We start from the raw sequence: 12,180 nt of genomic DNA, 5'->3' as shown, positions 1-12,180 counted from the left end.
AAGTCGGCCCGGGAGGACCGTGCGGCTTGCCCGCGTGGCGACTGGGCCTTGACCGGGCGCCGCGGGTAGCTTCGTGCCAGGGACGTCTCTCGGCAGGGGGGTGATGCCGTGGAGGAGCCCGAGACGGGCCGGCGGAGCCTCCGCCTGCGCGTCGCCGAAGCCCTGCCTGAGGACCTCCACCGGGGCATCGCCCGCCTGGGAGTAGCCGAGATGACGTACCTGGGCCTGAGCCCCGGCGAGGTCGTGCAGATCGCGGGGTTGCGGGCGACGGTCGCCCGGGCGCTGCCCGCCGACTCCGGCACGCCGCCCCGCACGCTCCGGATCGACGGCACGACGCGCCAGAACTCCGGGGTCGGACTCGACGAGGAGGTCACGGTCCAGCGCATCGGGGTGAGCCCGGCGCGGGCGGTGGTCCTGACCCCGTCGGACCCCGGTGGGATCGCCCACGGAGAGGACCCCGTGCCGCTCCTCCACCGCCGTCTCCTGGGCTGCGCGGTGGTGGCCGGGGACGTGGTGGCGGTCCCGCGGTTCGGCGGGGAGCCGCTCCTCTTCACGGTGACCGGCACGGCCCCGCGCGGGGCGGTGCTTGTCCAGGAGGGCACGCGGATCCGCATCGCGGCGGTCGACGTGGAGCCGCCGCGGGCGGGCGCGGTCACCTACGAGGACGTGGGCGGGCTCGACCGCGAGCTGGCCCGGGTGCGCGAGCTCGTGGAGCTTCCGCTCAAGTACCCCGCGCTGTTCCGCCGGCTCGGCGTGCGGCCGCCCCGGGGCGTCCTCCTCTACGGCCCGCCGGGGACCGGCAAGACCCTCATCGCCCGGGCCATCGCCGCCGACAGCCGGCTGCACTTCGTCCACGTCGACGGCCCCGCGATCATGCGCAAGTACTACGGCGAGAGCGAGGCCCGGCTGCGGGAGGTATTCGACGAGGCGCGCCGGCACGCCCCCAGCGTGATCTTCCTCGACGAACTCGACGCGCTGGCCCCCCGGCGCGAGGCGGTCCACGGTGACGTGGAAAAGCGCGTCGTGGGGCAGCTGCTCGCGCTCATGGACGGGCTGGAGGAGCGCGGGGACGTCATCGTCGTGGGCGCCACGAACATCCCGGAGCTGCTCGATCCGGCGCTGCGGCGCCCCGGCCGGTTCGACCGGGAGATCCCCATCCCGGTGCCGGATCGCGACGGCCGCCTGGCCATCCTCCGCATCCACACGCGCGGCATGGCCCTGGCTGCGGATGTCGACCTCGAGGAACTGGCGGACGTGACCCACGGCTTCGTGGGCGCCGACCTCGCGGCGCTCTGCCGCGAGGCCGGCATGGCGGCGCTGAGGCGCCTGCTGCCGGAGATCCGGCTGGACCCCGAGGCGGGCGCCGATTCCGGCGGGATCCAGGTGACCATGGCCGACTTCCGGCACGCCCTGGGCGAGGTGGAGCCGAGCGCCACGCGGGAGCTGGTGCTGGAGCGGCCGCGGGAGACCTGGGAGCACGTGGGCGGGCTCAGCCAGATCCGGACCCGCCTCCGGGTGCTCGTGGAGCGTCCCCTGCGGTACGGTGACCTGCTGGCGGGATTCGGCCTCCACCTGCCCCGGGGCATCCTCTTCACCGGCCCCGCGGGGACCGGCAAGACGCTGGTGGCGCGGGCCCTGGCCTCGAGCGTGCGGGCGAACTTCATCGGGGTCGAAGGCCCATCCCTCTTCCGCAAGTGGATGGGCGAAACGGAGAAGGCGCTGCGGGACCTGTTCCGCAAGGCGCGCCAGGCGTCACCCTGCATTCTGTTCATCGACGAACTCGACGCCCTGGCCCCGGCCCGGGGCGCAGCCGGCGCCACCGAGGCGGGCGAGCGCGCGGTCAGCCAGCTCCTGGCCGAGATGGACGGGATCCGGGAGCACCCCGGCGTCCTGGTGATCGCCGCGACGAACCGGCCGGATCGCCTGGAGCCCGCCCTGCTGCGACCGGGCCGGTTCGACTACATCCTGGAGTTCCCGCTGCCGGACGTGGCCGAGCGGGAGGAGATCCTCGCGGTGCACACCCGCCGGCTGCCGCTGGCCGGGGACGTGGACCTGGGGGCGCTCGCGGAGGCCACCGCGGGCTGGTCCGGTGCCGAACTGCGTGCGCTCTGCCAGCGGGCCGCTCTCCTGGCGGCCGACGAGTGGTTCGAGGAAGCGGAGGGAGCAGGCGGCCGGCCGCCGGCAGCGCCGGGGACGGCCCCTGCCCCCCGCGTCGGCGCCCGCCACTTCCGGTTGGCGCTGGCGGAGATGGAAGGAGGTAGCGGAGGGATGCCGCCGCCGCGACGCGTGGAAGCACGCTGACGGCAAGCCGTGAAGGAGGGGTGCTGCCCATGCGGCCTGAGGACCTGTTCGCCGAGCCGACCCTCAAGCAGGTCACCGTGTGGAGCCGGGGTGTCATCCTGGGCAAGGAAGGGCGCGACGTGGCCTTCGCCCTGGCGAATGCGGCGATGCGTGAGGGAAAGCACGTCCAGGCCTTCGAGAACTACGTGGACCTGCCCGACCGCGTGAACGTCCCCGTGACGGCCTACGCGCGGATCAGCGCGGAGCCGATCGAGTCGCGCTTCCTTTACGAGAACTACGCCCACGACGTGGTGGTGATCGTCGAGGAATCCCTCATCCGTGGCCCCGTCCTGGACCACATCACCCCGGGCGCCGTGCTGGTGGTGAACTCGAAGCGGCCTGCCGCCGAGCTGGCGCGCTTCCTGCCGCGCCACCCCAACCTCAAGTCGATCGTGACGGTGGACGCCTCGGGGATCTCCAGCGCCGTCAAGAGCCTGTCGGGGCAGGAAGGCGCGACGGATGCGACCGGCATCGGCGGAGGGTGGGCAGGGCCCCTGGCCGGGGCGGTCGTCCGGGCCACGGGGTTGGCGACGCTCGAGTCCCTCCTGGCCGTGGTCAAGGACCCGCCCGCCGCGCAGCGGGGGTACGACACGGCCACCATCACCCCGGCGCAGGAGCTCTTCGAGCGGGGCCTCGGCAAGCCCTGGGCCGGCGACTCCCAGCCGAAGCGGTACCTCGAGGCGCCCTTCGCCGGGACCGTCGACGCGCCGGAGCGCCGCAACGACAAGATGGTGACCGGCACGTGGCGGATCACGCGGCCGGTCCTCACCCCTGAGCTGTGCACGCAGTGCATGATCTGCGTCGTGGACTGCCCGGACGCCTGCATCACGCTGACGGAGACGGCGGTCCAGGTCGACTACGAGTACTGCAAGGGCTGCGGCATCTGCACGCAGGTCTGCCCCACCGAGGCCTTCAAGGACGTCCCCGAGCTCGATTTCGCCGTCTAGGGAGGGAGCAGCATGGCCGTCGCCACGAAGCGCCGCCTGATCACCGGGTGCGTGGCGGTCGCCCACGGGGTGCGCCTCGCCGACGTGGACGTCATCTCGTCCTACCCCATCCGGCCCTACACGGGCATCATGTCGGAACTGGCCCGGATGATCGCCGACGGCGAGCTGGACGCCGAGTTCCTGCACGGGGCGGGCGAGCATGACCAGCTGAGCATCGTGTACGGCGCCGCCGCTTCCGGTGCCCGCACCTTCACTGGCAGCTCCGGCGTCGGGGTCACCTACGCGGCCGAGGTGTACTCCCCCATCTCCGGCGAGCGGCTGCCCGTGCAGATGGCGATCGCCGACCGCACCCTCGACCCGCCCGGCGACTTCGGGTCCGAGCACACGGACGCGATGACCTTCCGCAACCAGGGCTGGATCATGGGCTGGGCGGCGACCCCGCAGGAAGCGCTCGACAACACGATCTTCCTATACCGGGTCGGCGAGGACCCCCGGGTCAGCCTTCCCCAGTTCTCCTGCCAGGACGGGTACTTCGTCTCGCACGTGGCGGACGAGGTGGAGATCTACCCCGACGAGCAGGTGCGGGAGTGGCTGCCGCCCTACAGGCCCCGCCACGTGCTCGACCCGAGGCATCCCATGTCCCTGGGCCCGCAGATCGAGCCCGAGATGGGCCCTCCGCTGCAGTACCAGCGTCAGCAGGCCATGGAAGAGGCGCGCCGGGTCATCTACGAGGTGACCGAGGACTTCAACCGGGCCTTCGGCCGCAACTACGCCCCCTTCCTCGATGAGTACCTCACCGACGACGCCGAGGTCGTCTTCGTGCTCCAGGGCGCGCACGCCCTCACGGCCCGGACGGTGGCGCAGAAGCTCCGCAACCTGGGCGACAAGGTGGGGGTCATTCGCCTGCGCTGGATCCGGCCGTTCCCGACGCAGGAGTTGCGGGAGAGCCTCTCCCGGTTCAAGGCGGTCGGGGTCGTGGACAACAGCGTGGACTTCGGCGTGGCGGCCGGGGCGGGCCCGCTCGCAGCCGAGGTGCGCGCCGCCTGCTACGGGCTCGGCGACCGGACGAAGATCGTCGGCTTCGTCGCCGGTCTCGGCGGGGAGGTCATCAGCCGCGAGGAGTTCTACCACATGGCCCACGTCCTGCAGACGGTGGCGAGGACGGGGAAGGTGGAGCGGGACGGGTACTGGCTTCCCTTCGATCTGCCGATGTGAATGGGGGGTCGTACGATGCCTCAGGCCATCCTGCCGGAGATCAAGGGCATCAAGCAGGTGCCCCTGGAGGAGTACTACGTGCCCGGCCACCGGACGTGCGCCGGGTGCGGGCCGGCGCTCGTCTACCGCCTCGTGGCGAAGGCGGCCGGGCCGAACACCATCTTCGTCGGACCGACCGGGTGCATGTACGTCGCCAACACCTCGTACGGCTGCACGCCGTTCAAGGTGCCCTGGATCCACGCCCAGATCACGAACGGCGGCGGCGTGGCCGCCGGCATCGAGGCCGCCTTCAAGGTGATGCGCCGCAAGGGCAAGACCGACCAGGACCCGCACGTGATCGTGATGTGGGGCGACGGGGGAGCCACCGACATCGGCCTGACCTCCCTGTCCGGCGCCCTCTACCGGAACCACGACGTGCTCTTCATCTGCTACGACAACGAGTCGTACGCCAACACGGGCATCCAGACCAGCCCCACCACGCCCTACGGGGCGTGGACCACCTTCACCCCGGCAGGTCCCGTGGTGCCCGAGGGCAAGAACCTCTGGCCCAAGGACAACCCGAAGCTGGTCGCCGGCGGCCACCCGACCCTCAAGTACCTGGCCACGGCCTCGCTGGCCTTCACGATCGACCTCATGAACAAGGTGCGGCGCGGCCTGAACGCCCAGGGCCCGGCGTACATCCACGTCCACGCTCCCTGCCCCAAGGGGTGGACCTTCCCCTCCAACCAGACGATGGAGATGGCCAAGCTGGCGGTCGACACGGGCATGTACCTCCTGTACGAGGTCGTGGACGGGGAGTTCCGGGTGACGTGGAAGCCGCGCCGCCGCAAGCCGGTGGCGGAGTACCTGAAGGCCCAGGGACGGTTCGACCACCTGGCGCCCGAGCACGTCGAGAAGATCCAGGCCTGGGTGGACCGGCGCGCGGAGGAGGTGGGGCTGCCGGCCGTGCTGCCGCCCGTCGAGTAGGCGTACATCCCGTCGGCGTCCGTCACGACGACGAGCCGGAAAGGAGGTAGCGAGCACATGGTGGAGGCCGTCAAACCCGGTGCCGTCCCGATGGGGCGGGAGGAACCGCTCCCGATCCGGTCCCTGCCCGAGGCCCCCAGCGCGGTGCACCTGCTCGGCCCGGGCATGGTCCTGACCGCCCTGGGCGTCGGCCTCGGCGAGACGTTCATGTGGCCGCGTCTGGTGATCCTCTTCGGCCCGGAGATCCGCTGGCTGTTCCTCGTCGGCGTCACCCTGCAGCTGGTCGTGATGATGGAGATGGCCCGCTGGGCGATGGCCACCGGGGAAAGCATCTTCTTCGGTGCTGCCCGCCTGAGCCGCCTGGTGATGTGGTTCTTCTGGGCGGTCGCCATCCTGGTGTACATCTGGCCCGGCCACGTCTCCCTCGGCGCGGAGTCCCTCCAGACGCTGACGGGGATTCCCTGGCAGGTCGGGGCAATTGGCGGGCTCATCCTGATCGGGCTGATCCTGACGTTCTCGAAACAGGTGTACAGCGTCGTCGAAGGGGTGCTGTCCACCCTCATCTCCGTCCTGGTCATCGGGTCGGCGATCATCGCCGCCATGGTCGGGACCTGGGGCGACCTCTGGGACACGATCCGCGGCCTGTTCTCCTTCGGCTACCTGCCGGCGGAGGTGCTGAGCGCCAAGTGGTTCCCGGTGATCGTGGGCTCCATCGCCTTTGCCGGCCCCTCGGGGATGCAGCAGATGTGGTACACGCTGTACCTCCGGGACAAGGGCGCGGGCATGGGTGCCTACATCCCGCGGATCAAGGGCCTTCTCGCCAGGGGCGAGGAGGAGACCATGCCCAGCCGGGGCTTCACCTTCGACACCAGTGACCCGGGCGAGATGCGGAAGTGGGCGGCCTGGCGGCGGTGGAACGCGTTCGACGCCTGGGTCCTGTTCTGGGGCCTCACGATGCTGACCACCATCATCTACACGATCATGGCGATGTCCGCCGCCCGGATGGACCCGCAGGTGCGGGACCTCATCCTCGCCGGCAAGCAGACGGCCGCCCTGGCCGGCATGGCGAACGCCTTCGGCTCGGTGGGCGGGTCGGTCACGCGGGCGCTCTTCTTCGTGTTCGTGGCCATCGTCGGGTGGAAGATGACCTTCGGCATCTTCGACGCCTTCTCCCGGGGCCAGGCGGACATGACGTACTACTTCGTGCCGGGCGCCCGCCGCTGGAGCATGAGCAAGATCTACTACGGCTTCCTCTGGGGGGTCATCGGCTTCGGCATCCTCACGCTCCTCGCCGGCTCGCCCAGGGGTCCGGCGTTCATCCTCGACACGCTCGCATTTCTCTCTGCCTTCGTGATGGGCGCCTACTCGCTGCTGCTGCTCTTCACCAACAACCGCCTGCTGCCCCGGCCGCTGCGGCCCGGGTGGCTCACGAACCTCCTCCTCGGGGTTGCCACGGTGTTCTACCTGGGCGGGCTCTTCTACAGCGTCCTCTTCCTCGGGGCCATCCCGAAGGGCTGAGCGCGGGTCCTGCCCGTCCGGCAGGCGACGCAGCAGGGGGCGAGCCCCGTGAGGCTGCTCAGGCGAACCGTCACCGGGCTCCTGACAGGTCTTCTCACCGGCGTCGTGGCGGGGGCGCTGGCCGCGCTGGCCGGCGCCCCGCCCGCCACCGCCGCGCTGGCGGCTTTCACCCTCGGGATACCGCTGGCGCTCCTGGGGGCGGGCTATGATCTCCTGCTCGAACTCGGGCGGGTGCGGCCCGGCGGCCTCGCGGAGGTCGTGGCCTACTGGGCGCTGGCCTTTCCGGTGGCCCGGACCCTCCAGCAGGTCGTGCTGGCGTGGGGATCCGGCCAGCCGGCCTTCGGACGCCAGGGTGCGGGCGCCTTTCTCACCTTCCAGGCGGCGGTGGGAGGGGTCTACGGCATCGGGTTCCTGCTGCTGCACGTGCAGGTGCACGCCCTGCTGCGGCCGTGGCTGCGCGAGGAGGGGTGAGCCGTGCCCGGATGGCTCCTTCCCACCGCCCTGATCGCCTGGGGGGTCTGGATGCTGGTCTGGGCGCCGGAGGTGGCGGCGCGCTACCGGCGGATGCTCCCGCGCGAGGGTGCCGGGACGGGCCCGCCGCTTCTCCAGGCGTGGGAAGCGAGGCTCCTCGGCCTGGTCTGGATCGGGCTGGGCATCGGACTGCTCGTAGCCGGCCTCACTTGAGGATCCCGAGCGTCCGGTTGGTGAGGCGGATCGACTCGTCCCGGTCCATGGTTCCCGTGACCGCCCGGATGGCGTCGACGTTCTCCGGGATCACAATCGCTTCCTGGTGCACGGCCATGAAGAAGTACACCTCGTCGTCCACGACCGTGACGGAGTCCCGCCACACTGCCAGCTCGTACAGGTCGGACCGGCTGCGGCCGAGCTCCCGGGCGTAGTCGAAGACCTGCGCCGTCGAACGGAACCCCTCGCGGCTGTCGAGGAGGACGACGCGGGTGGCCTCCTCGAAGGCGCGGACCACGGCCCCTGCGGTCACGTTCCGGTCCTTCACGGTGATCAGGAGGCTGTGGAAGTGGGCGTGGGTGGTGGGGACCTTCGCCGCCATCGAGATGACCTTCAGGTGCGGGAGCACCGTGGCAACGCTCCGGCCGTGGTGGGACGGGAGCTGGGCCGGGGCGGGGTCGAGCACCACGGCGTCGACCGGGCCGGTGTCCGGGTCGTCCGGATCGGTGGCCTTGCGGGCTAGCACCACCCGCGCCTTCTCGACCCCGAAGGCGCGGTCGATGGTGCCGAGCGCCCGGCAGAGGCCCGTCGTGTTGCAGGAGACCACCCGCACCGTGCGCCGCCCTACCGCCGCCTCGTAGTTGCTCTGGGCGTTGAACGATACCTCGGCGATGCCGGCCGGCTCGCCGCCTTGGAAGATCACCCGGGCCTCCGAGGCCTGGTAGATGGGCAGGAGCCGGCTGGCCTGCTTGGGGGGCAGGGTGTCGACCACCACGTCGCATCCCGCCACGAGATCGGCCACGACGCCCCGGGCCGGGAGCCCGGCGGCGCGCAGCGCGGCGAGGGACTCCTCGTCGGCGCCGTAGAGCGGGTAGCCTCGCTCGGCGATGAGGCGTGCCTTGTAGTCGGGCCTCACCTTCGCGATGCCCACGAGCTCCATGTCCGGTTGCCTCGCCACCGCGTCCGCCACCCGGCGCCCGATCGTCCCGTACCCGGTGATTCCGACCCGGATCTTCCTCATGTTCATGCCCTCCCGTGATCAGGTTGGATGCGAGACCCACCAGCGGCCGGCGGCCGGATCCCGGCCGCGGCGGTCGGCGACGACCCGCCGGAGGAGGAGCCGCCGCTCGGCCTCCGCCACGCGCCGGCGGGTCGGAACGAGCGCCCCCGGGGGGACGCTCACGGCGTCCACCCCCAGGTCGACCAGGAAATCGACGAGGCCGGGGTCGAGGCCACCCTCCCCGGCCACGCACACGGCCCGCCCGTGCCGGCGCGCGGCCTCCGCGAGGCGAAGGGCGGCCTCCCGGACGGCGTCGTCCGCCGGGTCGGGGTAGCCCAGGCGGCGCAGGCGCTCGGACGCCCCGTCGGCGGCCAGGACGAGCCGGGCGAGGCCTTCGATCGGCACGGTGAACCCGTCGCACAGGCGGGCGAAGTCCTCGGCCAGGATGACGGCGCTCGGCACCTCGGCCGAGACCCACACCTCGAAGTCCCGGGAACGGACCAGGCCCTCGTCTCGCATGATCGCCTGGACCGCCTCGACCTCGCCCGGCAGGCGGGGGAATGGGAGGAGGACGTGGACGTTGCGAAGGCCTTCCGACTCCCGCACCTCCCGGACCGCCCGGCACTCGAGCCGGAAGGCGGGCCGGTAGTCCGGGCTCACGAGCCGGGCGCAGCCGCGCCGCCCGATCGCCGGGTTGTTCTCCGCGGGCTCGTGGCGCTCGCCGCCGGGGAGGGCCCGGAGCTCGGCCGAGGTGAGGTCGCTGAAGCAGACCCACACGGGGCGCGGGTACACGGCGCGGGCTACCCGGGCGATGTGGCCGGCCAGCCCGAAGGCGAGCTCCTCGCCCCGCCCCTGCTCCACCCGCAGGATCGGGTGCGCCGGGTCGGGGCCGCCGGCGAGGAGCGGTCCCAGCCGGAGGAGGCCGACCCCGTCGGCGGGAAGCGACTCGAGCGGCGGCTCCGTCACGGGCCCGTCAAGGTTTACGTAGATCCGGGTGGCGGTGGGGATCCTCTCGTCCCTCACGGCGACCGCCTCCCCGCCAGGCCCTCGATCAGCATCTGCTGCTCGACGGCCGCCACGATCTCCCGGGTGCGTGCCACGGCGTCGGGCTGAAGCCCGAGGATGTCCGCCCCGCGGCGGACCACGTACTCGCAGAACTCGGGGTACACGGAGGGAGCCTGGCCGCACACCATCGCCGGGATGCGATTGCGGTGGGCGGCGTCGATCAGGTGTCCGATCGGGGCGAGCACGGCGGGGCTGAGCTCGTCGAAGTAGCCCATGCGGGCGAGGAGCTCCGAGTCCCGGTCGACCCCCAGGTTCGTCTGGACCACGTCGTTCGTGCCGATCGCGAAGCCGTCGCAGAGCCGGGCGAAGCGGTCGGCGAGGATGAAGTTGCTGGGGACCTCGGTCATGATCCACACCTGGAAGTCCGGCCCGCGGCGGAGCCCTTCCTCCGCGAGGATCCGGTGGATGGCCTCCACCTCCCGTGTCCTGCGGGCGAAGGGGATCATCACGTGGACGTTGCGCAGGCCCCCGGCCTCCCGCACGCGGCGCACGGCCCGGACCTCGAGGCGGAACGCCGCCTCGTACTCGGCGCTGACGTACCGGGCGGCGCCCCGCCAGCCGATCATGGGGTTGGCCTCGACCGGCTCGTGGTCCGCTCCCCCCCGCAGCACGCGGTACTCGTTCGTCTTGAGGTCGCTGAAGCGCACGATGACCGGGCGGGGCGCCACGGCCCCGGCCAGCTCGGCGATCCCGCCGGCGAGGCGGTCGACGAACTCGTCCGCCCGGCCCTGGTCGATGAGGTGCAGCGGGTGCACCCCGATCCGCTCGGCGATCAGGAACTCGATCCGCATCATGCCGATCCCGTCGAAGGGGAGCGACCGGACCTCCGGCAGCCGCTCCAGGTTGCCGAGGATCATGAAGAGGCGCGTGGCGGTCACCGGGGTGATGGCGGACGCTCCGGGCGCACCTGCGCCCGGCGCCGGCCCCGCGGGGGTGCCCGTGGCGCCCGGAGCGCCTCGCCGGGTGCCGTCCACCCGACCCTCGTAGACGGTCCCCAGCACGGCGTCCACCGTGACCTCCTGCCCCGTCACCAGCGTCCGGGTAGCGCTTCCGGTCCCCACGACGCACGGGATCCCGAGTTCCCGTGACACGATCGCCGCGTGGCACGTCACCCCGCCCGCGTCGGTCACGAGCGCCGCGGCGGCACGCATCGCCGGGAGCCACTCGGTGGTGGTCATCTCGGTGACCAGGATCTCGCCCGGCCGGAACCGGGGGATCTCCGCGACGTCGCGGATCACCCGGACGCGCCCGGTGGCCACGCCGGGCGACGCGCCGAGCCCGCGCAGGATCACCCGGGCCGCGGGACCCACCTCGGGGTGGCCGCCCCCGTTCGCCCGGGGGTCCGGCGGAGCGGGCCCGCGCCGGCTCCAGACGGTCTCCGGGCGGGCCTGGAGGATGTAGAGGCGGCCGGTCTCCTCCTCCAGGGCCCACTCGACGTCGACCGGTGCGCCGTAGTGCTGTTCGATCCGCATCCCCCACCGGGCGAGCTCAAGGAGTTCCCCGTCCGTCAGGCACGCCCGGCGCCGCAGTTCCGGCGGCACGGGGACCTCGCGGGTGCCCCCCGCCGGGTCGGGGACCGTCATGACCGCCTTCGTCTCGATCCGCCGGTGGCGGACCGCCGGGCTGCCGTCCGGCCCCGACTTGTCGACCAGGTAGAGGTCCGGGGTCACCCGCCCCTGGGCAAGGCTCTCACCGGCGCCGAAGCAGGCCTCGACGGCCACGACGGTGCGGTCGCCGGTCCGCGGGTCCAGGGTGAACAGGACGCCGGCGCTACGCGGCACCACCATCCGCTGGACCGCGACGCTCATGTCCGCGCCCAGCAGATCGAGCCCCCTCTCCCGCCGGTAGGCGAGGCTCCGTGCCGTGAACGCCGAACCGAAGCACCGGCGCACCGCCGCCAGCACGGCCTCCTCCCCGCGGACGAACAGGTACGTGTCCAGCTGCCCGGCAAAGCTGGCATCCACCTGGTCCTCGGCCACGGCGCTGCTGCGGACCGCCACCAGGGCGCATCCCCCACCTCCAAGCTGGCGGTACGCGGCCCGGATGGCGGCGTCCAGGTCGCCCAGCGGCTGCGCCTCCACGAGGTCCCGGATCCTCGCGCTCACCGCCTGGAGCCGGGCGGGGTCGGCCGCGCCGGCCTCGCGCAGGAGGGAGGCGATCGGCTCGCGCAGCCGGTTGTGCTCGAGGAAGTAGCGGAACGCGTGGACGGTCACCGCGAAACCTTCCGGCACCGGTATACCAAGTGAGATCAGTTCACCCAGGCCGGCGCACTTTCCGCCCACCTGGTCCGCCGCGCCGCGGCCTGCCGCGGCGAGGGGGAGGACCCACCCCGGCCGCGCGTGCGCCACGGGGACGGTGCTGTCCGGACGCATCCGCCTCTCCTCCTTCCCGGCGCCCCCGACGTGGGGGCTCCGATCGTGGCATGCCGAATTCTAATCGAGGGAC

At 72.3% G+C, this 12,180-nt stretch carries 10 protein-coding genes; 7 read left to right on the top strand and 3 right to left on the bottom strand.

Features of this window, described 5'->3' with window-relative positions; genetic code table 11:
• The first annotated feature begins 108 nt into the window (after positions 1-108).
• From caldi_RS10280 to caldi_RS10250, 7 genes are read left to right on the top strand one after another with little or no spacing between them, the layout of a single operon-like run.
• Positions 109-2,301 (top strand): CDC48 family AAA ATPase, encoded by a 2,193-nt coding sequence (locus caldi_RS10280; protein WP_264841678.1) that lies wholly within the window; start codon positions 109-111, stop codon positions 2,299-2,301.
• Positions 2,302-2,330: 29 nt separating this feature from the next.
• Positions 2,331-3,287 (top strand): oxalate oxidoreductase subunit delta, encoded by a 957-nt coding sequence (locus caldi_RS10275; RefSeq protein ID WP_264841677.1) that lies wholly within the window; start codon positions 2,331-2,333, stop codon positions 3,285-3,287.
• Positions 3,288-3,299: 12 nt separating this feature from the next.
• A complete protein-coding gene (locus caldi_RS10270) occupies positions 3,300-4,502 on the top strand; it encodes an oxalate oxidoreductase subunit alpha (RefSeq protein ID WP_264841676.1) in 1,203 nt (400 codons plus the stop codon).
• Positions 4,503-4,517: 15 nt separating this feature from the next.
• Positions 4,518-5,468, top strand: a complete 951-nt coding sequence (locus tag caldi_RS10265) for an oxalate oxidoreductase subunit beta (protein ID WP_264841675.1) — start codon at positions 4,518-4,520, stop codon at positions 5,466-5,468.
• 57 nt (positions 5,469-5,525) lie between these two features.
• Positions 5,526-6,986 carry an Nramp family divalent metal transporter gene (locus tag caldi_RS10260; RefSeq protein ID WP_264841674.1) on the top strand — a complete coding sequence of 487 codons (1,461 nt, stop codon included), beginning with the start codon at positions 5,526-5,528 and terminating at the stop codon, positions 6,984-6,986.
• A gap of 48 nt (positions 6,987-7,034) precedes the next feature.
• Complete coding sequence (locus tag caldi_RS10255) at positions 7,035-7,457, top strand: hypothetical protein (RefSeq protein WP_264841673.1); 423 nt, start codon at positions 7,035-7,037, stop codon at positions 7,455-7,457.
• A 3-nt stretch (positions 7,458-7,460) separates the two neighbouring features.
• Positions 7,461-7,670 carry a hypothetical protein gene (locus tag caldi_RS10250; protein ID WP_264841672.1) on the top strand — a complete coding sequence of 70 codons (210 nt, stop codon included), beginning with the start codon at positions 7,461-7,463 and terminating at the stop codon, positions 7,668-7,670.
• On the opposite strand, the gene caldi_RS10245 is transcribed toward caldi_RS10250, so the two are convergent.
• From caldi_RS10245 to ppsA, 3 genes are read right to left on the bottom strand one after another with little or no spacing between them, the layout of a single operon-like run.
• A complete protein-coding gene (locus tag caldi_RS10245; protein ID WP_264841671.1) occupies positions 7,663-8,691 on the bottom strand; it encodes a type II glyceraldehyde-3-phosphate dehydrogenase in 1,029 nt (342 codons plus the stop codon). The genes caldi_RS10250 and caldi_RS10245 overlap by 8 nt on opposite strands.
• An 18-nt stretch (positions 8,692-8,709) precedes the next feature.
• A complete protein-coding gene (locus tag caldi_RS10240; protein ID WP_264841670.1) occupies positions 8,710-9,693 on the bottom strand; it encodes a putative PEP-binding protein in 984 nt (327 codons plus the stop codon).
• Entirely contained in the window at positions 9,690-12,107 is a 2,418-nt protein-coding gene (gene ppsA, locus caldi_RS10235) for a phosphoenolpyruvate synthase (RefSeq protein ID WP_264841669.1), read from the bottom strand. The genes caldi_RS10240 and ppsA overlap by 4 nt, the downstream gene beginning before the upstream one ends.
• Positions 12,108-12,180: the final 73 nt, after the last annotated feature.

The sequence above is a fragment of the Caldinitratiruptor microaerophilus genome (assembly GCF_025999835.1).
Classification (GTDB): domain Bacteria; phylum Bacillota; class Sulfobacillia; order Symbiobacteriales; family ZC4RG38; genus Caldinitratiruptor; species Caldinitratiruptor microaerophilus.
The sequence above is the reverse complement of the archived record's forward strand: the minus strand, read 5'-3'. Positions and strand labels throughout refer to the sequence as shown.

What these genes read in the sequence shown, in the direction of transcription:
- caldi_RS10275 (WP_264841677.1), top strand. Translation starts at nt 2,331, where the DNA reads ATGCGGCCTGAGGACCTGTTCGCCGAGCCGACCCTCAAGCAGGTCACC.
- caldi_RS10270 (WP_264841676.1), top strand. Translation starts at nt 3,300, where the DNA reads ATGGCCGTCGCCACGAAGCGCCGCCTGATCACCGGGTGCGTGGCGGTC.
- caldi_RS10265 (WP_264841675.1), top strand. Translation starts at nt 4,518, where the DNA reads ATGCCTCAGGCCATCCTGCCGGAGATCAAGGGCATCAAGCAGGTGCCC.
- caldi_RS10260 (WP_264841674.1), top strand. Translation starts at nt 5,526, where the DNA reads ATGGTGGAGGCCGTCAAACCCGGTGCCGTCCCGATGGGGCGGGAGGAA.
- caldi_RS10245 (WP_264841671.1), bottom strand. Translation starts at nt 8,691, where the DNA reads ATGAGGAAGATCCGGGTCGGAATCACCGGGTACGGGACGATCGGGCGC.
- ppsA (WP_264841669.1), bottom strand. Translation starts at nt 12,107, where the DNA reads ATGCGTCCGGACAGCACCGTCCCCGTGGCGCACGCGCGGCCGGGGTGG.